A 21,841-nucleotide genomic window follows, 5' to 3' on the forward strand; every position below is an offset into this window, starting at 1 on the left:
CGATGAAATGTGCTTAGACAAATATACCGCGCAATAAATAGAAGAACATCACCGATAGTAACGCACCCGCAGGCAACGTGACGACCCACGACATAAAGATACCGCCAACTACGCGCAAATCAATCGCCGCAATGCCACGCGCAAAGCCTACGCCCAAAATTGCGCCCACCAAAGTATGCGTGGTCGATACCGGAATCCCCGTGTAAGACGCCATAACGACCGTCATTGCCGTGGAAATTTCTGCCGAAAATCCCCGGCTGGGTGTCAATTCCGTAATATCATGCCCTACGGTAGCAATGACTTTGTAACCGTAAGTCGCCAAACCCACCACGATACCGATAGCGCCCATCAGCAATACCCACGGCGGCACATTCGCTTTGGCTGCCATTGCACCACTTTGTGCCACATCAATCACCGCCGCCATTGGCCCTACTGCGTTGGCTACGTCGTTTGAGCCGTGCGCAAATGCCATTGCCGAAGCGGTAAACACCATCAATACCGCAAAGATTTTTTCCACATTGGTATAATGGAAACGCTTTTCCGCCTGTTGGTCGAATTTCACGCGACTAATCAAGAAACGCCCAACCAGCGCAATCATCACCCCGATCACCACTGACAATAACAAATCCATGCCATCATCCAAATGCAAGCCGACGTGCTTTAAACCCTTCTTAATGGTCAGCAACGACAACACGAAACCCACCATAAACAGGTAAAATGGGCCGTATTTAATCGCATTTTGCAACGGCGTTTTGGTATCCATCACCAATTTCTGGATACTCATGAAAATCAAAAAGGCAACCACGCCCGCAATCACTGGCGAGAAGACCCAACTGGTAGCCGTTGTACCCACCGTATCCCAGTTAACCGCATCCGTACCCACGCCCACAGCAGCAAAACCGACCACCGCACCGACGATACTGTGCGTAGTCGAAACCGGCCAACCGCGCATGGAGGCAATCAGCAACCACGTTCCCGCCGCCAACAACGACGCCAACATTCCCCACACCAACAACGCCGGGTTGGCACTGAAGGCATCCATATCCACCAAGCCTTTACGGATGGTTTCTGTCACTTGCCCACCGGCAAGGTATGCCCCCGCAAATTCAAAAATCGCGGCAAGGATCAATGCCTGCTTAATGGTGATGGCTTTAGAACCCACCGACGTTGCCATCGCATTCGCAACGTCATTCGCACCAATGCCCCACGCCATAAACAGACCAAAAATAGCCGCGAGGGCGATATAAATCGTCGTCGTATCGCTAAAAAATTCCATGAGATCCCCTTAACGTGCCAGCATCAGTTGTAAACGGCTGCCCACACGCTGGGCATCATCAGCGACACGCCCCATCCACTCAATCAAGCGGTAGGTAAACATCACATCGGTGGGGCGCAAGCTGTCCTCCAAGGTAAACAGGATTTTGCGCAGTTCCACTTGGCATTCATCGGTTTGGCGCTCAATCCGGCTGAGTTCTTTGAGCATTTCCTCAACACGTTCGACTTCCAAGCCTCTAAAGCCGGTTTCCACTAATTCATCCAGCTCATTAATGACTTCCAGCGCCTGTTTGACCGAAGCAACACAACGCTGGGTGTATTGCAAAAACAGCTCCTGCATGTTTTCCGGCAGACGCATTTTGCGTCCTACCACCATGCCTGCAATGTCTTTGGCTTGGTTGATGATTTGGTCTTGCATCCACAACACGTCCAGCAAATCACGACGGTCTACCGGCATGAAAAAGCCGCGAGGCAAGTTATGGCGTAAATCTTTTTTCATGTCGTCGGCGAGGTGTTCGCTTTCCACGATAGCTTGATGCGCAGCGGTAATTTGCTGCTCATCGTCGCTATTCATTCCCTCGACCAACATGTTTAGGTGCTTGATCCCCTTGTAAACACAATACATGTGTTCCTGGAGTGGGCGTATCGGCGATTTGCCAAACAAGCCTGCGATATGGTTTTTAGGCATGGCACTTACCTTCTCGAAGCTAAAAAACTCGGATAGTATGAACATGCCGTGAATCAAGTCAAAGGCAAATCATCAAGTTGACACAATCTTTTGGTACGTAGCCACTCTTGCCGTGACAAACCCCACACATCATTGCACAATGTCATCCGACTAAAAATTCAGTCTGGTAGATAAATAAACGAAATGCACTTAAAAACCAAACATCTCGACCTGCTTGCTGACAATAATCTTCCCCAATCAGTCTTATTTAATGTCTTCGACACCGTGACCCTAGAACGCGGCATCGAGTATTACGATAGCGGTAAAGTCAGCAGTTTCCGGGCCGAAAAAAGTGGTAACGGCAATGTGTCGATCACTGCAAAGGTTCAAGGTAGCGGTCAAGCACCCTATGTTACTGTCGTTAATTACAACGAACACTCCCCGCGCTGGATTACCGGTGTCTGCACCTGTGCCGTTACCATGGCGTGCAAACATGCCGTGGCTGCTTTGTTTGAATACCTCGAACATGCCCGTAAGCAAAAGGTCAGAGAACCCCAGCGTAAAACCGTGCCTGCTTTTATGGCAGCCACCATGCCGACAGCTAAAAATACAACCCGTTCCCCTGTCGATTTGTGGTTACAGGCACTCAGCAATGTCCACAAGCCTGTGGAATCCTCATTGTTTGAAGGTGAAACAGAATTATCCAACGCCCACTTGCTGTATTTTCTGGATACGGATACCTACGATCACCCCACACTGAGCCTATACAAAGCCAATCTGTTGAAAAAAGGCGGGTATGGCAAACCCGCCCATGTCCAGCTTGAAGCCCTACTCACCCCGTACCGGGCGCGTAATTTCAGTTACGAACCCCATGACCTAATGATTGCCCAATTACTTGCCATGCCCGGAATGCGCTTTTTACATCACTGGAATAAAGGCAATCTCAGCGGCAAAACCGGTGAACAGGCACTTTTAGAAGTCCTCAAAACCGGACGAGCATTTTGGGCTACCGTAGACACCTGGCAACGCGAGGCACAACCGCTGCATCTTGGCAGCCCACGACACTTACAATTCACCTGGCAACAGAATGACCAGCACGAATTCACCGTCGACATGCACACCACTCCCCCTATTGCCCAGCATTTCTGGCTCAATGCTAAACTGTGGTACATCGACACTGCCACACTCACCTGCGGTTTGCTGCAACACCCTGACCTTAACCCACAGCAGGTAGAGAAATTCCTCAATGCACCGCCTATCCCTGCTGCACAAGTCGATAGTGTCAGCGAGCGCCTGCTGGATGTGTTACCGGATGCTGACATTCCCGCCCCTTCCCCCAACGTTAACCACCCCATCGAAGACCAATACGCCCCCCCTATTCCCGACCTTTACCTACGCAGTACCACGTTGCCCGAAACCGGTCTGAACACGCATATTGCCAGCTTGCGCTTCAACTACGCGGGCAAACTGTTGCAACCCCAACAGCACAAACCCAGCACCTTGCTCAAAGAAGGCAAGCAACGCTACCGCATCCACCGCGACTTATCCGCCGAACAACAAGCCTTGGATACCTTAGCCGATTATGGCTTTGAAAGTGCCAGCAACCGCTTTGCAGATTTACACCGTCTCGAACTCTTGATGCACCCCGACACCCCGGCACTGACCGCATTACGCTGGAATGACTTTCTGGATCACGGTGTCGACGCACTGCGCCAAGATGGCTGGAATGTGACGCTGGACGCCAACTTTGACCTGCATTTCGACATCGTGGGGGATTTGGATGCAGCATGGGAAGCAAGTGCCAACGGCAATGACTGGTTTGAAATCAGCCTAGGCTTTGAGGTAGAAGGCCAACGTATCAACCTGTTACCGATTTTGGTCGACATGCTGGGGCAAATGGAAAGCCCGCAAGCCTTACGTGAGCTATTGGAACGCCAGCCTTACGTATTCGTGCCACTGTCCGGCAATCGCTGGGCAAAACTCGAATCACAACGCCTCGCGGGGATTCTGGAAACACTGGTCGAACTGTACGACCACCAGCCCCTCAATGCGGATGGCAACCTAGAGTTCAGCAAATACCAAGGCACCAGCCTTGGCGCATTGCTCAATGCGCCCGGCATGAAATGGAAAGGCGCGGAAGAACTGCTACTATTAACCCAAAAACTACGCGATTTCCAAGGTATCCAAACGGTGGAATTGCCCGACAGTTTGCAGGCAGACTTACGCCACTATCAACACGAAGGCTTAAACTGGTTGCAGTTTCTGCGCGAATACCAGTTTAACGGCATTCTCGCGGACGATATGGGCTTAGGCAAAACCTTGCAAACCCTCACGCATGTACTGCTGGAAAAGCAAGCGGGACGCTTGGAGCAACCGGCACTCGTCATTGCCCCCACCAGCTTGATGGGTAACTGGCGGCGTGAAGCAGCGCGTTTCACCCCGGATTTACGGGTACAAGTGATTCACGGCAATGATCGCCATAAACATTTCGAGCATCTCAACCACTATGACCTCATCCTCACCACTTACCCCTTGATTGTGCGCGATGAAGAGCAATACCTGCGCCACACCTTCCACTACCTGATTTTGGATGAGGCGCAAGCCATTAAGAATGCTGCATCCCGCACCACCCAAGTGATTTACACACTCAAAGCACACCACCGTCTGTGCCTGACAGGCACACCGCTGGAGAATCACCTTGGGGAACTGTGGTCGATGTACCATTTCCTGATGCCCGGTTTTTTAGGCACGCACGACAAATTCACCCGCCTGTTCCGCACCCCAATTGAAAAACAGGGGGATGTCGGCAGGCAACAGCAATTGCGCCACCGCGTGCTGCCTTTCATGCTACGCCGTACCAAAGAACTGGTTGCCAGCGAATTACCCCTTAAAACCGAGATCATTCGTAGCGTTGCCTTAGACGGCAAACAACGCGACCTCTATGAAACTGTGCGCTTGGCGATGGATACCAAATTACAGGAGGAAATCAGTAAAAATGGTTTTGCCCGCAGCCATATCATGATCCTTGATGCTTTACTGAAACTGCGCCAAGTGTGTTGCGACCCGCGCTTGGTCAAACTCGATAAAGCAAAAAAAGTTGAACAATCTGCCAAGCTTGAGTTGTTAATGACACTCTTGCCGGAAATGTTAGAAGAAGGCCGCAAAGTACTGCTGTTCTCACAATTCACCTCAATGTTGGCGTTGATCGAACAAGAGTTGTTCACTGCCAACATCACCTACACCAAATTGACCGGGCAAACCAAAAACCGTGATGAAGCCATTGCGCACTTTCAAGAAGGTGACGCGCAAGTTTTCCTGATTAGCCTCAAAGCAGGCGGCACGGGGTTGAACCTCACCGCTGCCGATACCGTGATTCACTACGACCCTTGGTGGAATCCAGCCGTCGAACAACAAGCCACGGATCGCGCTTACCGTATCGGGCAAGACAAACCCGTCTTCGTCTACAAACTCATCACCGAAGACACGGTAGAGGAAAAAATCCTGAAGTTGCAGGAAAAAAAGCAGATGCTCGCCAATGGCTTGTATTCAGAAACTGGCGCACAAGAAGGGGTGCGCTTCAGCTCCGAGGATTTGATGGATTTATTGAAGCCCTTGGAGCAGTGAACTGCTAAACAACACTTTACCGACGTATTTGGCTCCGGCGGGAGTCAAATGCCCGCCATCATACGACATCAGCTCCAACTCATCGGTGAACAAGCGGCACGTTTCCCCTTCTCCGCAAATCAAACGTTGTTGATCAATAAACACCGCATCCCCCAAACTCGCACGTAATAACTGATTCGCTGCCAGAGGCTTAGGATCAACCTTATTACGCAACTCACGTAATTCCGTATCAGATAACTTCAAATAATTTCTCACCGACACTTTACCAAAATCTTTTGCACCCACGACCACCAATTGCTGATCAGGGCGCAGCTTCAGGTTCTGAAGCGTGGCAGGCAACAGTTTTGCCGCCCACTCTTGCCAACGCGCCACTAAAATTATTACATCAGCCTCAGCAATTTGGGCAGCGGCTTGTGCAAGACTATCGGATTCAGCGCACAAAGCCACGTCTTTCGGCTGGATGAATGCAGCGCCCTCATCCCCCCAAAACAGTTGGCAACGGGTCGGAATGTAGCGAGTACGAAGCTGATACTTCGACAAATAACCATTTTCCAGCACCCCATTGAAAAAGTCCTGTGCATGGCTATCTCCGATAATCAGCGCTTTTTTACGGGAATCGCTCAGATCAAAGGGTGTTTTTTGCACCGCTAGAAAACGCTGGCGGGTATATTCACCGCTGACGTTGGTGTCAGCCGCTTGCAGCAAAGCTTCGCGACTGTCAGCAGCCACTGGCAATGCCATGTTTAACAACCCTGTCAATATCAGTGAAGTGCACCACAAGCGCATGATATTCCCCTTACCCTTAAACATTAACTGATCGCTTAATCTGCAAAACGGCTGGCCAAACCTTCTGTCCACACTAAGCCAGCGCCAAGCGCTATGAATAGCGCACTACCGATGACAGCCCCGCTAAAAATCTGAGTACGGGTAAAACGATGCCGATCACGGAATGGCTGTTCCACAAAACGCCAACTAAACCACGCCAATCCCAACGTGATAACGCACAAACCTGCCATTAAGCCGACACTGGGTTCTTCCAGTGCTTGTAAACGCGCAAACACGAACACCGGCTGATGCCATAAATATGCACTATAGGAAATCAGCCCAACCCACACCAAGGGGCGGGTCGCCAACAACTGACCGACCCACGTTGCAGGCGTTGCAAACACGATCAGCAACACCGCCCCTAAGGTCGGCACCAGCGCATACACACTCGGAAACGGCATCCCCTCATCAAAGAAAAATACCGCGTAACCCAGTAGCACAAGCCCGGATACACTGGCTATTTGCGCCATGATACCGTTTGTTACCAACGCCTTGATCTGAAGGTAAAACGCCGCCAAAGCCCCCACCATCAATTCCCACGCACGGCTGGGAATCAGGTAGAAATTGGCTTCCACCGCGCTACGCCATAACCATTCCGACCAAGCTAAACTCAATAGCGCCACCAAAGCCAACACCGCCACCAGCCAACGTTTCCCCAAGCCCCATGCCAGTACCATGATTAGCGGAAACACGAGGTAATACTGCTCTTCGACGGCGAGGCTCCACGTATGCAGCAACGGTATTTGTTCCGCTGTCGCCGCAAAATAATCGGTTTGCAACCAAAATAATACATTGGAAGCAAACACTGCCACCGCCATCACACTCTTACCAAAATCCACCAATTCAGCAGGCAACAACAGCCACCAAGCAAACGGCAAACAGGCGAATAACACAAAAAACAGAGCAGGCAAAATACGCCGCGCACGACGTTCATAAAAACCGGCAAGCGTGAATTTTCCCACTGCCAGTTCTTCCGCAATAATCGAGGTAATCAAAAAACCACTGATGACAAAAAAGACATCAACTCCGACAAAACCACCACTAAAGGTAGAAAATCCGGCATGGAACAGGATAACGGGCAGTACCGCCAAAGCACGCAGCCCGTCAATTTCGCGTCTGTAAATCACGTTGCGTTATTCCACCAAACCCAACACACCTGCACCACGATCTTCCGGCACATCCGTAATGCCACGCAACTGGCGACTGGTGTCGATCAGGTCATGAATAATCGGCATTAACACCAATTCAATCGCCATTAACATCTTGCTGCTCGGTACAACCAAGGTGTTACGCCGTGACATAAAAGCACCCGGAATATCAGACAATAATGGCGGGAAATCCGGTAAAAACTTAGGGGAGAAACGGATCACCAAATAGCATTCATCAGGGGTCGGCAACACCTCTGCGCCAAAGGGGTCAGAGGTATCCACCAATGGAATCAATTGGAAATTGATGTGGGTACGCATGAATTGCGGGGTGATGTGATGCACATAATCATGCAAACGCTTCAGCAACCCCGTTTTAGCTTCTTCCAACGCCACTCCCCGGTTCTTAACTTCATGCTGAATTTTAGCCATCCATTCCAAATTTGCATTCGGTGCAATACCAATCGACAAATCAGGGTATTGGGAAATGTCAATGTCATCTGCTACCGCTGCACCGTGTAACCCACGATACAATAACAAATCACTGTCAGGATCCATCGGTTCCCAAGGCGTAAACGTACCAACGTCTTGTCCGTACTTAGCCGCTTGCCCCGGTGTGTGCAAATAGTGACGGTATGAACCTTTACCCACCGCAGCATACTCGAAAAATAAACTTTCCAGCTTTTCCAGATGATTACCTTCGGGGCCGAAATGCCCTAACACTCGCCCTGCCTCCTTCGCTTTACACACTTCCTCTCGCATGGCAACGCGGTCATAACGGCGAAATGCGCTGCCATCGATATAAACCGCCTTGACCCGTTCACGGTAAAAAATCCGTTCTAACGCTTGAATAACAGACACAGAACCGGATTCCATCGCACCGGTAATCGCAACAATAGGGTGTTTTGCTGACATGAAACCTCCTCCTGAAAAAACGTTATGGCGTAGAGCATAACATCACCCCATTCTGTTGGGATAGCTACCCAAAGTGAGCGTGGTGACTTCACCTCATTGCAGCAAACTAACCCACAGCATAGAATACAGGGTTTTTCGCCCCCAGGATTCACACACGATGACAACCGCTTCCAATCTGCCCGTCACCCGCGCCCTGCTAAGCGTTTCTGACAAATCGGGCGTGCTCGAATTTGCTCGTTTCTTACACAGTCAAGGCGTACACCTGTTGTCCACAGGGGGCACTGCTAAATTGCTGGCAGACAATGGCGTACCCGTCACCGAAGTTTCTGACCACACGGGTTTCCCTGAAATGATGGACGGGCGTGTTAAAACCCTGCATCCCAAAATCCACGGGGGTATTTTAGGGCGTCGCGGTGTCGATGATGCCATCATGACCGAACACAATATCGGGCGCATCGACCTGATCGTGGTTAATCTCTACCCGTTTGAAGCGACTGTTTCCAAACTGGGCTGTACCTTTGAAGATGCGGTCGAAAACATCGACATCGGTGGCCCTACCATGGTACGTGCCAGTGCCAAAAACCACGCACACGTCACCATCGTGACCGAACCCGGCGATTACGCCCGCATTCAGGCGGAAATGGAAGCCAGTGCAGGCTGCATCAGCCCCGCAACCCGTTTCGACCTTGCGATTAAAGCCTTTGAACACACGGCACGTTACGATGGCATGATTGCCAACTACTTCGGTGCGCGGGTCGGTGAAGCCAGCCACGCACAACCCGCCACCTTCCCGCGCACTTTCAGCCTGCAAGTCGCCAAAAAACAAGATTGCCGTTACGGTGAAAACAGCCATCAAGCAGGTGCATTCTATGCCGAATACAACGCTCCGGCTGGCAGCATTGCCACGACCACTCAGATTCAAGGCAAAGAACTGTCTTACAACAATATTGCTGACACCGATGCAGCATTGGAATGCGTCAAGCAATTTGACGGTGCACCGGCTTGCGTCATCGTCAAACACGCGAATCCTTGTGGGGTTGCGGTCGGTGCGAACCTGCTGGAAGCGTACAACCGCGCTTATAGCACTGACCCTGAATCTGCTTTTGGTGGCATTATCGCCTTCAACCAACCACTGGATGGTGAAACAGCCAAGGTGATCGTCGAGCGTCAGTTTGTCGAAGTCATTATCGCACCGGGGGTTTCCCCTGAAGCGGTTGCCGTGGTTGCTGCCAAGAAAAACGTGCGCTTGTTGACCGTCGATCAGTGGGGTTCTGAAGTTGCTGCTCGCTTGGACTTCAAACGTGTCAACGGTGGCTTGCTGGTGCAAACGGCTGACCTTGCATTACTTGATGAGCTGAAAGTCGTGTCGACGCGCCAACCGACCGAAGCGGAATTACTGGATCTGCAATTTGCTTGGAAGGTTGCCAAATTCGTTAAATCCAACGCGATTGTGTACGCGAAAGGCAATATGACGATCGGCGTGGGTGCGGGTCAGATGAGCCGCATCAATTCCGCACGGATTGCAGGCATTAAAGCGGAACATGCCGGGCTGGTTGTACCGGGTTCGGTCATGGCATCGGATGCGTTCTTCCCATTCCGCGATGGTATCGACAGCGCAGCAGCGGCGGGCATCAAAGCGGTCATTCAACCGGGCGGTTCAATGCGTGATGAAGAGGTGATTGCGGCAGCGAATGAGCATGGCATGGCGATGGTCTTTACTGGGATGCGCCACTTTAGGCACTAATAGAATAGACTTAGCAGCAAGGGCGAGAAATGTTTCGCCCTTGCCTTACTTGCAGTGAAAGCATTAGAAATTAGAAGGGGACGTGAAAGAGCTGGCGAATGCCTTTTTTCATACGATTACTGGCACTTTCCGATTGTTCTTGAGTAGCAGCAAACACTTCACGCGGTGTATAGCCAAAGGTTTCATTGAATATACCAAAATCAATGCGGAAACTTTCACCTTCTACATAATAAGAAAGCAATTCCACCAATGGCATTTCACGATCGTGATGGGGTTTAACTGTTTTAATAAAGCCTTGACGACTCAGTTCAGTCGTTGCTTTTACGATTCTTTTACGGTTATTTTCATCAATTACATGCCATGCGATTAAACCACTTTCAGGCGTTGCTTGGTCATGGTCAATGGCTCTCAGGGTAAATGTCTTAATCATCGTTATATTTCCGTCATCCACCAATGGCATTCAAGTTATCATAAAAAACATGAATGATATACACAGCTCAATGAATCAACGATGAACGGCATGATTGATTATTAAACAACTCTAGACCAACCGCCATTGAGCAGTCCTTCTATCGGCTGAAAATGAATTTTATAACGCATCTTTTGTGATTCAGCGATCCAATAACCGGGATATACAAACGGCAAACCGCGTTGACGTGCCCATTCAATTTGCCATAACACGGCGAACGTACCTAAACCTCGCACTTCACCTTCTTGCGGGTCAAAAAAGGTATACACGGAAGACAAGCCATTTTTCAACTCATCAACCGCCGCGACGGCTAATAAGCGCTCTTGCCCCCAAAACTCGACTAACAGCGTATTGCACCAACGTGCCAACAAAAACCCCGCAAAGGTATCACTGCTGTCCGTATCCATACCCCCGCCACTATGACGCTGCTCAATGTAACGCCGATATAATGCCTCGTATTCTCGCTTAAAACCGCCACGATTCATCACGACCTGTAAATCTTGGTTACGCTTCAGATTACGACGCTGAGAACGGCTGGGTTTGAAATCATTCACCGGAATACGTGTAGAAACACAGGCACTGCAATGCCGACAATGGGGCCGATAAACATCACCACCACTACGCCGGAAACCACTATCCAATAAACGTCCGTACAATTCAGTGGTCATTTTATAGCAGGGGTCAACCAGCAGATTCATGGCCTGACGTTCCGGTAGATAAGGGCAAGGGTGTACAGCAGTGATATACAGATTCAGACTGGCTTCTGCTGACATCCTATTCATGCCTTAGCAACTCCCGTTGGAACAAGCCGCTTTACGCAAGCCTTCGACATTTTCTAGCTGGATGCTACCGCGTTGTTCATTCAGAAAGCCCTGCCGTTTCCAGTCAGACAGAAAGCGGCTGACGGTTTCAATCGTCAATCCCAATAGCTCCCCGATTTCTGCACGCGACAGTGACAATGCCACCCAACCACCCTTGCTGTTTTCACACCAACGAATCAAGAAGGAAGCCAAGCGTTCGGCTGCTTTTTTCGCACCTAACTCCAACATCATGTCTTCAGCTTCACGTAGGTGCTGAATCCAACGTTTCATCATGGTGTTTTCAATTTCAGGATTTTGTTTTTTTAATTCGGCTAAATCCATTAAGGGCAAGCGGCAAACTTCGATCTCATTGAGAGGGATAGCTGTGTGATTATAAGCCTCCCCAGCAAAACCGTCGAAACCAAATAAATCACCGGTACGCAAAACACGCACAATCTGAGTACGCCCATTGGGTAGTGTTTTAATCAGTTTTACCAAGCCTTTACGCAACGTAAAAGCATTCAGGGAGTTATCACCCTGATGATAAATCGTTTCATCGGCAGCATAGGTGACAACAGACGGTTGAAACGCCTGTATTTCAATCAACCGATTCATTGGCAACTGAGCAAAAATACTCAAATGCCGAATCTGGCACGATTGGCAGTGTCCCCTGCCTTTGATGTTTGACATACCCTCTCCTTAATTACACCGCTTAAGCAACGGTATCTTACCAATATACTCTAAGTGTATGGAGAGGGTATGGCAAGAAGCCAGCGTTACTGAGTGAGATTTTTCACAACAACGAATGCCCCACGCAAGTCGCCTTCTTGGTAACCGGTCGCTTTATCGTTAGGGTACAATTCAGTCAGCTTGGCACTGACCGCTGGGCTAAGTTCAGTACCATGGCATTTTAAACACACGGCGGCGGTTGGAATCGCTTTCATGAAACGGAATTCGTTATCCACCACTTCCGCGTAAGCAAGCGTTGCCGGGTCTTCACCCGCTGCTTTTTTGGTTTCAAAGTCGTTCAATACGGCGGTTTGCCATTCATTTGCCTGCCCCATCACTGGGTTACGGTTTTTCAGGCTGACGCGGCTAACTTCCATGCCTTTTTCAGCAGAAACCGCTTTAGCAATTTCAGGTGCTTTGGTGTGGCAAATACCCATTGCGTCAACCGGGCCACCCGCTTTCATAGCAGCTTCGAGTTCGCCCTTGAGTGTGCCACCGAGTGCTTGCACGGCTGCTTTGGCTTCTTCTGCCAATGCTGCTTTATCAACCGCAGGTGCTGCTGCTTCAGCAGTAGGAGCTGCTTGTTGGGCTTGTACTGCGGCTTTTGGTGCTTCTGCTGGCGCAGCCGCTTGCTCAACTTTTTCTCCACAGGCTGTCAATAAAGCCGCCAAACTTACCATGACTACATACTTATTCATCTCGATACCTCAAATACGCTAAACATTATCTAAAACAGGGGCGGAAATTGCCTAAAACCAGCGACTACCGCATTGATACAAATCAAAAATTGTCCACTAACGTGGCTTCATCCTTGATGAACAGAATTTTATCGACTTTGCCCGCCTTCACTTTCACCAGCGTGACATGATCTTTTTGGCGTGGCATGAATTCCGCCTCTTTCGCATCGTGCGCCAACAGGATCGAATAAGGGCGTTCACGCATGTTGGGCAGCGCAAACATTTTGGTAATCATGCTCGGCATCCCGCTAATATCTGCCAGAAAATACGCCTTTTTCGTGGTCAGGAAATCTTTATCCTGCTTCATCAAGTAAGTATTCAGCAGCTCGGAAGGCGGTTTTTCAATCGCAAACAGCAGGGTTTGCACATCCGCCGCCACCGTGATGGCTTTATCGTGCTGATCTTTCAGGCTGATAGTGGGCAAGGTATCGCCGACTTTCAGTTCAGCCGCGAATGCCGTGGCACTCAAGCCAATACACAATAGTGTAAGGAACAACAGTTTTTTCAACATAAAAACCTCTCAGGTTTGGGGTTAGTGGTCATGGTGTTTGTGGTCATGCCCGCCATCCAGACTCCACTGGTATTGCAGCATGAACTGGTCAAAGGTTTTGTTGACGGCTTCGCTGCGCCCATCGCCGTTGGTGTCTTCGCCGACATCGAAGTTGTTGTGGGCAGTTTCTAGTCGTAATTGGTGTTGCTTGGCGGGCTGCCAAGTGACTGCAACTGTATTGCGCTTCATGTCATTGAAATAGCTAGTCTGGGTTGGAAACGGCGGCGCACTGGGGCGACGCGCTTCATGTGTACCACCGACTCTTTCATGACGCAAACCAACCTGCCATTTTGGGGCTATTTGGTAGCTACCTTGCACCGAATAACCATCAACGTGCAAATCGCGTGGCTGCCCGACCAAGTTAGGTTTATCTTCGTGGAAATTCAGTGTCAAATCCTTGTTCTGGTAAAGGTATTCCGCTGCCACTTTGAAATTGCCTACATCTCCACTTTTTCCCGCATCGTGCGCATACGCTGCATTAGCACTCCACATCGACGCTTCACCATTTAAACCGTGGTCAGCTTCGTTGATGCCGGGGTGGTATTGGTGCAATTCCTGATGCTGGCGCGATTTGAGGTAAGACACGCCGCCGCTGATGGCGTGTTTTTCGCCCAATTCTTTTTCGGCTTTGAGGTAAACATGGCTGACTTGCGGGAAATCGGGGTGTTCGGGGTAGCTAATATTGGCGGTTTTACCCTTGCTGGTTTGATACCCCGTGACACTTTCCTCTTGCGCGGCAATGCCACGATTGCCACCATCCAACAGTTCCACGCCGGTTTTTAGGTGCGCTCCGGCGATTTCCGGCTGCCATTCGAGTTGCACACCTTTTTCGATCAAACCACCGTCCAGCAACATTTGCACTGGCAAGTTTTGCTGCACGAAGTCGGACTCGTGCGGGTGAATATTATTCGCGCCGAAAGCACTCAAGAGCTTGCCCGCTTTGACGCTGGTATGGGCAGGCAGGTGGTAACGCGCCCACGCTTCTTCCAGTTCTGCTTCACCGGCTTCGGGCAAAATCACGCCTTTGATGCGCCCGTCGAGCTTGTCGCTGGCTTGCCAATCCAGCCCTGCTTCGATGCTGCGGAGGTGTGCGCCCTGCTCCAAGCCGCCGTGCGAATGACCTTCATGCCCACCAGCGCCATCTTCGTGAACGTTGTAAACACCGAGGGCTTGCCCCGCATAACTGCCTGCATCACCGCCTTCCGAATCGCCGTAAATCACGGAATCGACATACAACAGCGGTTCAACGTCCACCGCCAGCACCTGACCCGACATCAGCAACACACTGAGTGCGATATTTCTTTTCATTTTCTCATCCTCAACTTGCAACAAAGTTGCAAGTTATAGCACAAGAAAACCAAACTGCCGATTGAAATTCCGCAATCCACATTAGAGTTTGCGCGGTTTTAATATTTTATGTTCAAACACAAAACTGCCGAAGGGGATAAATGCGGCAAACAAACCCATCCCTAGTTGCTGCAAATTCAAATGTTTACCGGCAAAAAAAGCGATTAAAGCCACCACATAAGCGATAAATGCCGCGCCGTGAATTGACCCCACGAGTGTGACCGCTTCGGGGTAGCCAAACAGACGTTTAGCAGGGACGGCTAAAAATAGCAGCAGCAACAAAGTGCTGCCTTCGAGGATGGCAATTTTACTCAGCATGGGAATTCTCGGTAGCCTTGGTTAAGGGGCTAGGATGGGGATTTTCCGAGTATTTTACTTTGATATTTCTAAATTTAATAAAAGTTTAATCAAAAATCAGGTACAACTTTGCGATTTCACAAAACAATCTAAATTAGAAATTAATAATATAGTTACATATTAACTTTTAGATGGAGAACATCGCTATGTTCAACTTACGTCACAAACTAGGGGATGCTTATTCCCCTTTGTATTTTCTATCTGCATTGGGGGCAGGTGGCGCGGTTGTCACCTTTTTTATGTACCTGATGTTCATGACTCCGCATAAAAGCACTCCGATACCCACGTGGGAATCGCTGCAAGCCGTGCTGCAAGGCGACAATATTATGATGCAACTGCTGGTAGGTATCGCACTGCTGGGAATTATCGTGTTTGCGGTGCTGCATGTGCGCATGTTGGTATGGAATGTGAATGAATTCCGTCACTTCCGCCAATCTGCTGCCTTCCAGAAATTGCGCCAAAGCAATGCCGAAGTGCAATTGATGGCGATCCCGCTGACCTTTGCGATGAGCATTAACGTCGGTTTCATTTTAAGTGCGTTATTTGTACCGGGACTGTGGAATGTGGTGGAATATTTGTTCCCGCTGGCAATTGCCGCATTTGCCATTACCGGCTGGTTTGCAGCCCGCATTTTCATTGGCTTTATGAGTCGGATACTGGTCACTGGGCATTTTGATTGCAGCCGCAATAATAACCTGAGCCAAATGCTGGCAATCTTTGCGTTTGGCATGGTTGGGGTCGGTTTTTCAGCCGCTGCTGCCATGAGTAAAGTACCGCTAACCTCTGGCATTGGCTTGGTGTTGTCACTGCTGTTCATTAGCACGGCAGGTTTGTTGGCTGTGACCAAGTTGATACTGGGTTTCCGCTCGATGTTGGAACACGGCATTGACCGTGAATCCTCAGTATCGTTGTGGATCATTATCCCCATCATTACCGTGAGTGGGATTGCGCTGTACCGCCTCTCAATGGCGATGCACCACAACTTTGGGCTGCATATTGAGCCGATTGAAAGCCTTGTGCTGCTGACCGTGCTGATCAGTGTGCAAATTCTGTTTGCGGTACTCGGCTATGCGGTGATGAAAAAGCTCGGCTACTTTGATGCTTATGTGTATGGCAAGGAAAAAAGCGCCGGTTCATTCGCACTGATTTGCCCCGGTGTGGCAGGCTATGTACTGGGATTTTTCTTTATCCATATCGGGCTGGTGGGTACTGGCTTGCTGGAAAAGAATTCGCTGGCGTATTTCTTCCTGCTCGTGCCACTGGTCGTGCTGCAAATCCAAACGTTGTGGGGTTTGTTCCACCTGAACAACAAGCTGTTAACAAAACAGCCAGAGCCTGTGTTAGTAGCGGCGTAATTACAGGGTAATCCCCGCCGCTTGACGTAATCCGGCAGCATCCAACATCTGGATGTTGCCGCGAGGCTCACCGATAAAGCCTTGGCGCTTCCAGTCCGCAAAAAAGCGACTAACCGTTTCAATCGTCACGCCCAGCAATTCACCGATCTCAGCACGGTTCAGTGGCAACGCCACCCAGGTATCCGGCGCATTGCCCGCACACCAGCTCAATAAAAACGAAGCCAGCCGTTCAGCCGCTTTTTTCGCGCCTAATTCCACCAACATGCTTTCCGCACGGTGCAAACGCTCCAACCAACGTTTGGTCATTTCCGTTTCAATTTTGGGGTGAGTTTGTTTGAGTTTGAGCAAATCCGCCAAGGGCAAACGGCAGACTTCCACCGTGTTTAAGGCAATCGCCGAGTGCTTGTAATTCATCCCGGACAGCCCGCCGAAACCAAAAAAATCCCCATCCCGCAGCAGTTGCACGATATGGGAACGCCCATCCGCTAAGGTATTGACGACCTTGATAAAACCTTGGCGCAACGTGAATGCATAGCAAGCTTCCCCCCCCTGATGGTAGATAATCTCATTCGGCGCATACTGAATGATATTGGGTTGGAAGGCTTGAATTTGCTCCACTTCCTGAGCATCCAATGCCGAAAAAATGGTGATAGGTCGAATACTACAGGTCATGCAGTGACCTTTGGCTTGGTGGTGTGGCACGCTCGTTACCTTTAGGAAATCATTATTAGTGAATAATAATATACCCATACTTCACATAGGTGCAAAAGGTAAGGTTAATCGCGCAACTGAGCTATAGTTAATGGTAAAGCGGATTTTTATGCCGCTTTACATCAGCGAGGGCAATACCATGAAACGCTTATTCACCAGCATCCTGTTGTACGCAGCAATGACGGGGGCAAACGCCACAGTTTCCGAATACACCGAATTTTTCATCCCTTACGAACGGGCGCAAAGCGGTTACGTGTGTTTAGACAAGCAGCTTATGGAAGCCGAATTCGGCATCCCCCTAGCCAGCTTAATGGAAGGCATTTTTTCCGAAACCAAAACCTTGCACCAAGTCTTGGGCGGCACCAGCACTTATAAAAATATTAACCTCTTGGTCAATGGCACAACCACAATTCCCTACACCTACCACTTTGACCGTTACACCAGCAGTGGGGTATACGAATATTCCTTCACCTTGGATATGGCGGGTTTTAATGCCTTAAATGGCGCAACCGTTGCCGGGCGGCAAAAAACCAAAAATACCGCAAAATTGGCGTTGATTGCGATGCTCAAAACCGCCGAAGCAATACACGGGGCAGGCAATTTTCGCGTGTGGGTTAAGTTCACCAACTTGCCCTTGCAAACCGGTTTAAGCGGGAGTCTGGTGCATGGTGGTGGTGTGGACTGGCCGACATGGCCTTACACCGCCTCCAGCAGCGTTTACAACACCTACAAAGCAGAAATGCTTGCCTCAGGGTGCTAAGCAAAAAAATCCCCGACCGAAGCCGGGGAGACGTGCTAGGAGGAGGAAGCACTAACGAAACTTATAATCCTTGGTAATACGCCGCCAACTGCCGAATTTCTTCATCGGTCAACTTACCGGCAAACTGTGCCATCGACTTGTTCACATCATTATCGCGCTTGCCATTTTTATACAGCGTCATGGTGCGGATAAACGCTTTTTCCGACTGCCCCGCCAATGCCGGAGCCGCCTCCTTGCCGCCCTGCCCCTTCACCCCGTGGCACGACGCACATGGCGTAATCAGACGGGTCGGATCGCCCTTACGCACCAGCCGTTCCGCATCCGCGTGCGCTGGGGCTTTCACCTTGGCTTCATGGGCAGGCAAACTCGCGTAATACGCCGCCACATCCGCCATATCCTGCTGGCTCATTGGCTCGACTGCCACCGTCATCAGCTTGCTGCGCTCATCTTCGCTACGCAAACCCGACTTATAATCCAGCAACATTTTATAGGTGTAATCGGTTTTTTGCCCCGCAACGTTTGGCCAATTGCTGGTCGGAGCAACACCGTTTTCACCGTGGCACGACGCGCACATCAGTTGCGAATTGAGGTTTTTACCACGGGAAATATCACCCGTAGGCATATCCGCCAACGCCACGCGCAAGGTTGAGGGCTTCCATTTAACCGCATCCGCTGCTTCATGCGCGGCATCATTTGCCCATACCCAACCGGACACCAACAGCGTCGCGGCTACGCCAATCAAGGAAAGTTGTAAAGTTTTCATGCAAAACAGTCCTCCGTGAAGGATTTCAGCCAAGCCTGCTGATACACCGCGCCCATGCGAATTTGCGCCGGAGTCGCATCCAGCTTCAAATAGCGGCTGAACTTGCCCACGCGCTTGATCTTGTTTTCGGCTTCCCCCAGCTCGAATACGTCGGCAACATAAAGCCCGTAATCCGAACCCGCCAGCGCGTAACAGGTGTTTTCCCAGCTAGGCGTAGGAATTTCACGCCCTGCCAACGCTTCGACAATGGCACGCGCCACACCCTTCGCCTGCGTATTCGCCGAAAAACCGGATTTCGGCATCACGTCGGCATGGCAGGCATCGCCAATCACATGCACATGCGGGTGCAGGCTGGACTCGAAGGTTTTGCGGTTATTCGGACACCAGCCTTTTTCGTCGGTCAGCCCCATCGCGGTGGCAATCTTGCCCGCCCGCATCGGCGGTACGATATTGATCACATCCGCCTTGATGTCGCCACCGTCGGTTTTTACGGTCATTTTTTCAACGTCCAGCGACACGGGTGTGCCGCCATCCGCTTTCGGAATCCAGCTCAGGATACCGGGGTTGCTATGCTGCTTGATCTCCACACTCGCGGGCATATCCTTGCGGAATTTTTCCGGGATATTAAAACCGTACAAGCGGTTCCAGCCCAGCATCATGGTTTGGTCGGTGACGAATTCGTCTTTCGGGTCAACGATAATGACTTTGGCTGTCGGGTTGTGTTTTTGGCACCATTCCGCCACCAATGCCGGACGCTCGTAAGGCCCCGGCGGGCAACGATACGGCGCGGGCGGAGCGACCATCAGGAACGTACCGCCTTGCGGCATGGCTTTGAGCTGTTCGCCCAGCAAGGCGGTTTGCTTGCCCGGAATCCAGCCCGAAGTAATTTTGCTTTCCGCCACCTCGAAGGAATAGCCCGGAATCTTGTCGTACAGCAATTCAATCCCCGGCGACACCACCAGCTTGTCGTAGCTGACTTTACGCCCACCTTTCAGACTCACGCTGCGCTTGTCGGGGTCGAAACCGACCACTTCGTCGATAATGACATTCACGCCGTATCTGGATTTGAGCGCGTCATACGTCACGTTCAAATCGTCCATTGTAATGTGTCCGGTCACGACTTCGGACGAACCGTAAGGGCGGATGTAGACCGGATTTTTTTCAATCACCGTCACTTTCAGATTGGCATCCAACAGCCGCAGGTATTTGGCAGCGGTTGCCCCGCCTACCCCGCCGCCGATAATAACAACGTGCGGTTGCTCCCCCGCAAACGCGCTACGCAGGGGGAATGCGCCCGCCAGCACAGTTGCGCCGAGCAGCCCCAAAAATTCACGTCGATTCAAACTCATGGGGAAACCTCCATAAAATAACGTGCCATGTCGCGGATTTGCTGTTCGCTCAAGCCGTTGGCAACCGTGCCCATCAGGGTCGATTGGCGTGCGCCATCGCGGAAATCCAGCATGGTTTTAACGAATTCCTGCTCCGGCATCCCTGCCAGTGGCATGAACGCTTCGTTTTCCAATACGCCGTTCGTGCCGTGACATCCCGCGCAGGTATGGGCAAGGATTTCACCGGGTTTAGCTGCGGCAGCAGGCGCAACCGGTTTGCTTTCCGTGTTGCTGGTCGGTTGCAGATTCGCCATTTCTTCCTGAATCAATTCGCGGATCATCTCGCGCAATTCGTCTTTGGAAACGCTGTCGGCAGCAGGTGCTTTGGTTTCTGCTTTGGCTTCAACCGCTTTCGCGACTTTTTCAACCGCTTTTTTCTCGTCTGCCTGTACTGTGCCAATGCAGGACACCAGCAACAGCGGCAATAGGATTGTGTTCAGTTTCATCATTGCCCCCTTAGCGCAGCCACACCCACAACCCCAGCACAAAGAAGTGGATAATCCACAACGTGATGAGGAGGATGGAAAGATTACCCAAACGTGTCACCGCAGGCGAAGGCGTATACACCCCGTCGGTTTGCCCCGCTTGCCAGGCCACCGTGAGGAAATAGCTCAACACCAAGCCACCAATAATCACAAACGTACCAAAGAACAGCAGCGTGCTGTACCAGTCCATATTCACCGGATAATCCAGCGCGTTGTAGCCAAATTCACCAAACAATATATTCCAGCGCAACACTTCCCGCGCAATCGCCACCACAATCACCGTGATGGCTGCCAGCCCAAACAGACCGTAACCAAACAGCGGCGCATTCACCCGACTACCAATGAGTTTTGGCATGACAGCGGTAAGGGAGATAAGCACCGCTGCCAGCCCAACCCAAGGTGAGAACCCAAAACCGGCTTGACTGTCTGGCAGTGTTGCCATCCAGCCAATGCCGAAGGCCAGTGCAACGATGCCACCGGCGAGACTCAAGACCGTTGCCAGCCCTTTCAACCATTGCAGATAACCGTTATCCACATCGGTGCGGTGGCTAATATAATGGCGGTAAGCAAACAACCAGCCGCTGATCACCAGCACCGACAAGCTGATGAAAAACCCAAAACGCCACAAGTTGTAATCGTGCAATTTGCGCCCGGACGCATCAATTTCACCATTCGGCGCATACCACTGCATCCACTGATCCGGCGACAGCATCTGATAAGTCAGGACGTGCATAATGAAACCGACCACTAGCATCAACGCCAGTGACAAGATCATGGAGCCGGGGCAAACGGTTTTCTGCGTTGCCAGATGATGGTTTTTCGCGTAGAAAAAATACATCAGCAAATACGCCACGGTGAGGATCACAATAAACCCAATTACCCACCAGGCCGACAGCACGTTCGAGGTGTACCAAAACGGGTCATAAATCACCTGCACAAACAGCAAGGGCGCAACCCCTAACACCACCGCGACCGACACGGCAATTTTCGCCACACCCAACATCGCCTGTGCCAGTTGGCGTTGATAAGCCGCTTTCGACAACGCGCCCCAAATCACCAGACCGGACGCGCCCAACATCACCTGCACCGCGAGGATGTGCAACGCAAACGTCAACACCCCCAAAACCAGGAACAACACCGGGTGCGAAGGCACACCCGCCACATCACGCAAGGCGTATAACATTTCAGCATTCAT

The 21,841-nt window shown here is 50.8% G+C and carries 21 protein-coding genes; 4 read left to right on the forward strand and 17 right to left on the reverse strand.

The annotated features are described in order from the left end of the window. Window positions 1–13: 13 nt before the first annotated feature. On the reverse strand, window positions 14–1,276 hold the full coding sequence (locus QJT81_14940; GenBank protein WGZ93105.1) for an inorganic phosphate transporter: 1,263 nt from the start codon (window positions 1,274–1,276) through the stop codon (window positions 14–16). Between the two features lie 9 nt (window positions 1,277–1,285). Next, on the reverse strand, window positions 1,286–1,963 hold the full coding sequence (locus tag QJT81_14945; GenBank protein ID WGZ93106.1) for a TIGR00153 family protein: 678 nt from the start codon (window positions 1,961–1,963) through the stop codon (window positions 1,286–1,288). 183 nt (window positions 1,964–2,146) lie between these two features. Between QJT81_14945 and QJT81_14950 the strand changes: the two genes are divergently transcribed. Then, window positions 2,147–5,566 carry a DEAD/DEAH box helicase gene (locus QJT81_14950; GenBank protein ID WGZ93107.1) on the forward strand — a complete coding sequence of 1,140 codons (3,420 nt, stop codon included), beginning with the start codon at window positions 2,147–2,149 and terminating at the stop codon, window positions 5,564–5,566. On the opposite strand, the gene QJT81_14955 is transcribed toward QJT81_14950, so the two are convergent. From QJT81_14955 to QJT81_14965, 3 genes are all read right to left on the reverse strand, one after another. Continuing rightward, window positions 5,543–6,307, reverse strand: coding sequence for an SGNH hydrolase domain-containing protein (locus QJT81_14955; protein ID WGZ93108.1), 765 nt, complete (start codon window positions 6,305–6,307; stop codon window positions 5,543–5,545). The two genes, QJT81_14950 and QJT81_14955, sit on opposite strands and share 24 nt — an antisense overlap. 80 nt (window positions 6,308–6,387) lie before the next feature. Next, entirely contained in the window at window positions 6,388–7,518 is a 1,131-nt protein-coding gene (locus QJT81_14960; GenBank protein ID WGZ93109.1) for an acyltransferase, read from the reverse strand. A 6-nt stretch (window positions 7,519–7,524) separates the two neighbouring features. Continuing rightward, window positions 7,525–8,451 carry a phosphoribulokinase gene (locus tag QJT81_14965; GenBank protein ID WGZ93110.1) on the reverse strand — a complete coding sequence of 309 codons (927 nt, stop codon included), beginning with the start codon at window positions 8,449–8,451 and terminating at the stop codon, window positions 7,525–7,527. A 157-nt stretch (window positions 8,452–8,608) separates the two neighbouring features. Here QJT81_14965 and purH point away from each other — a divergent pair, with 157 nt between their 5' ends. Next, window positions 8,609–10,195 (forward strand): bifunctional phosphoribosylaminoimidazolecarboxamide formyltransferase/IMP cyclohydrolase, encoded by a 1,587-nt coding sequence (gene purH / locus QJT81_14970; protein WGZ93111.1) that lies wholly within the window; start codon window positions 8,609–8,611, stop codon window positions 10,193–10,195. Between the two features lie 70 nt (window positions 10,196–10,265). Here purH and QJT81_14975 read toward each other — a convergent pair whose 3' ends face one another. The 7 genes from QJT81_14975 to QJT81_15005 form a co-directional block, all read right to left on the reverse strand. Beyond that, window positions 10,266–10,655, reverse strand: coding sequence for a hypothetical protein (locus QJT81_14975; protein ID WGZ93112.1), 390 nt, complete (start codon window positions 10,653–10,655; stop codon window positions 10,266–10,268). A gap of 71 nt (window positions 10,656–10,726) precedes the next feature. Further along, on the reverse strand, window positions 10,727–11,446 hold the full coding sequence (locus QJT81_14980) for an arginyltransferase (GenBank protein ID WGZ93113.1): 720 nt from the start codon (window positions 11,444–11,446) through the stop codon (window positions 10,727–10,729). 3 nt (window positions 11,447–11,449) lie between these two features. Then, the gene (locus tag QJT81_14985; GenBank protein WGZ93114.1) at window positions 11,450–12,154 is read right to left on the reverse strand and encodes a Crp/Fnr family transcriptional regulator; all 705 of its coding nucleotides are present in this window, start codon (window positions 12,152–12,154) and stop codon (window positions 11,450–11,452) included. A gap of 86 nt (window positions 12,155–12,240) precedes the next feature. Beyond that, complete coding sequence (locus tag QJT81_14990; protein WGZ93115.1) at window positions 12,241–12,891, reverse strand: DUF3365 domain-containing protein; 651 nt, start codon at window positions 12,889–12,891, stop codon at window positions 12,241–12,243. 82 nt (window positions 12,892–12,973) lie between these two features. Next, window positions 12,974–13,441 carry a hypothetical protein gene (locus tag QJT81_14995; protein ID WGZ93116.1) on the reverse strand — a complete coding sequence of 156 codons (468 nt, stop codon included), beginning with the start codon at window positions 13,439–13,441 and terminating at the stop codon, window positions 12,974–12,976. Window positions 13,442–13,462: 21 nt separating this feature from the next. Beyond that, window positions 13,463–14,788 (reverse strand): hypothetical protein, encoded by a 1,326-nt coding sequence (locus tag QJT81_15000; protein WGZ93117.1) that lies wholly within the window; start codon window positions 14,786–14,788, stop codon window positions 13,463–13,465. A gap of 81 nt (window positions 14,789–14,869) precedes the next feature. Beyond that, window positions 14,870–15,145 (reverse strand): DUF3817 domain-containing protein, encoded by a 276-nt coding sequence (locus QJT81_15005; protein ID WGZ93118.1) that lies wholly within the window; start codon window positions 15,143–15,145, stop codon window positions 14,870–14,872. A gap of 185 nt (window positions 15,146–15,330) precedes the next feature. Between QJT81_15005 and QJT81_15010 the strand changes: the two genes are divergently transcribed. Continuing rightward, window positions 15,331–16,539 (forward strand): hypothetical protein, encoded by a 1,209-nt coding sequence (locus QJT81_15010; GenBank protein WGZ93119.1) that lies wholly within the window; start codon window positions 15,331–15,333, stop codon window positions 16,537–16,539. On the opposite strand, the gene QJT81_15015 is transcribed toward QJT81_15010, so the two are convergent. Continuing rightward, complete coding sequence (locus QJT81_15015; protein WGZ93120.1) at window positions 16,540–17,211, reverse strand: Crp/Fnr family transcriptional regulator; 672 nt, start codon at window positions 17,209–17,211, stop codon at window positions 16,540–16,542. A gap of 148 nt (window positions 17,212–17,359) precedes the next feature. Between QJT81_15015 and QJT81_15020 the strand changes: the two genes are divergently transcribed. Further along, on the forward strand, window positions 17,360–18,010 hold the full coding sequence (locus QJT81_15020) for a hypothetical protein (GenBank protein ID WGZ93121.1): 651 nt from the start codon (window positions 17,360–17,362) through the stop codon (window positions 18,008–18,010). Between the two features lie 61 nt (window positions 18,011–18,071). Here QJT81_15020 and QJT81_15025 read toward each other — a convergent pair whose 3' ends face one another. Genes QJT81_15025 through QJT81_15040 form a run of 4 tightly spaced genes read right to left on the reverse strand, consistent with a single transcriptional unit; the run spans window position 18,072 to window position 21,841 of the window. Beyond that, window positions 18,072–18,773, reverse strand: coding sequence for a c-type cytochrome (locus QJT81_15025; GenBank protein ID WGZ93122.1), 702 nt, complete (start codon window positions 18,771–18,773; stop codon window positions 18,072–18,074). After that, the gene (locus tag QJT81_15030; protein ID WGZ93123.1) at window positions 18,770–20,122 is read right to left on the reverse strand and encodes an NAD(P)/FAD-dependent oxidoreductase; all 1,353 of its coding nucleotides are present in this window, start codon (window positions 20,120–20,122) and stop codon (window positions 18,770–18,772) included. The genes QJT81_15025 and QJT81_15030 overlap by 4 nt, the downstream gene beginning before the upstream one ends. Next, the gene (locus QJT81_15035) at window positions 20,119–20,607 is read right to left on the reverse strand and encodes a hypothetical protein (protein WGZ93124.1); all 489 of its coding nucleotides are present in this window, start codon (window positions 20,605–20,607) and stop codon (window positions 20,119–20,121) included. The genes QJT81_15030 and QJT81_15035 overlap by 4 nt, the downstream gene beginning before the upstream one ends. A gap of 10 nt (window positions 20,608–20,617) precedes the next feature. Continuing rightward, window positions 20,618–21,841, reverse strand: a complete 1,224-nt coding sequence (locus QJT81_15040; GenBank protein WGZ93125.1) for a hypothetical protein — start codon at window positions 21,839–21,841, stop codon at window positions 20,618–20,620.

It is taken from the genome of Candidatus Thiothrix putei (genome assembly GCA_029972225.1).
GTDB lineage: Bacteria > Pseudomonadota > Gammaproteobacteria > Thiotrichales > Thiotrichaceae > Thiothrix > Thiothrix putei.

What these genes read in the sequence shown, in the direction of transcription:
- QJT81_15035 (WGZ93124.1), bottom strand. Translation starts at nt 20,607, where the DNA reads ATGAAACTGAACACAATCCTATTGCCGCTGTTGCTGGTGTCCTGCATT.
- QJT81_15025 (WGZ93122.1), bottom strand. Translation starts at nt 18,773, where the DNA reads ATGAAAACTTTACAACTTTCCTTGATTGGCGTAGCCGCGACGCTGTTG.
- QJT81_15000 (WGZ93117.1), bottom strand. Translation starts at nt 14,788, where the DNA reads ATGAAAAGAAATATCGCACTCAGTGTGTTGCTGATGTCGGGTCAGGTG.
- QJT81_15030 (WGZ93123.1), bottom strand. Translation starts at nt 20,122, where the DNA reads ATGAGTTTGAATCGACGTGAATTTTTGGGGCTGCTCGGCGCAACTGTG.
- QJT81_15010 (WGZ93119.1), top strand. Translation starts at nt 15,331, where the DNA reads ATGTTCAACTTACGTCACAAACTAGGGGATGCTTATTCCCCTTTGTAT.
- QJT81_14980 (WGZ93113.1), bottom strand. Translation starts at nt 11,446, where the DNA reads ATGAATAGGATGTCAGCAGAAGCCAGTCTGAATCTGTATATCACTGCT.
- purH (WGZ93111.1), top strand. Translation starts at nt 8,609, where the DNA reads ATGACAACCGCTTCCAATCTGCCCGTCACCCGCGCCCTGCTAAGCGTT.
- QJT81_15015 (WGZ93120.1), bottom strand. Translation starts at nt 17,211, where the DNA reads ATGACCTGTAGTATTCGACCTATCACCATTTTTTCGGCATTGGATGCT.
- QJT81_14945 (WGZ93106.1), bottom strand. Translation starts at nt 1,963, where the DNA reads ATGCCTAAAAACCATATCGCAGGCTTGTTTGGCAAATCGCCGATACGC.
- QJT81_14990 (WGZ93115.1), bottom strand. Translation starts at nt 12,891, where the DNA reads ATGAATAAGTATGTAGTCATGGTAAGTTTGGCGGCTTTATTGACAGCC.
- QJT81_14965 (WGZ93110.1), bottom strand. Translation starts at nt 8,451, where the DNA reads ATGTCAGCAAAACACCCTATTGTTGCGATTACCGGTGCGATGGAATCC.
- QJT81_14985 (WGZ93114.1), bottom strand. Translation starts at nt 12,154, where the DNA reads ATGTCAAACATCAAAGGCAGGGGACACTGCCAATCGTGCCAGATTCGG.
- QJT81_14995 (WGZ93116.1), bottom strand. Translation starts at nt 13,441, where the DNA reads ATGTTGAAAAAACTGTTGTTCCTTACACTATTGTGTATTGGCTTGAGT.
- QJT81_14940 (WGZ93105.1), bottom strand. Translation starts at nt 1,276, where the DNA reads ATGGAATTTTTTAGCGATACGACGACGATTTATATCGCCCTCGCGGCT.
- QJT81_14975 (WGZ93112.1), bottom strand. Translation starts at nt 10,655, where the DNA reads ATGCCATTGGTGGATGACGGAAATATAACGATGATTAAGACATTTACC.
- QJT81_14955 (WGZ93108.1), bottom strand. Translation starts at nt 6,307, where the DNA reads ATGGCATTGCCAGTGGCTGCTGACAGTCGCGAAGCTTTGCTGCAAGCG.
- QJT81_15005 (WGZ93118.1), bottom strand. Translation starts at nt 15,145, where the DNA reads ATGCTGAGTAAAATTGCCATCCTCGAAGGCAGCACTTTGTTGCTGCTG.
- QJT81_15040 (WGZ93125.1), bottom strand. Translation starts at nt 21,841, where the DNA reads ATGAATGCTGAAATGTTATACGCCTTGCGTGATGTGGCGGGTGTGCCT.
- QJT81_15020 (WGZ93121.1), top strand. Translation starts at nt 17,360, where the DNA reads ATGCCGCTTTACATCAGCGAGGGCAATACCATGAAACGCTTATTCACC.
- QJT81_14950 (WGZ93107.1), top strand. Translation starts at nt 2,147, where the DNA reads ATGCACTTAAAAACCAAACATCTCGACCTGCTTGCTGACAATAATCTT.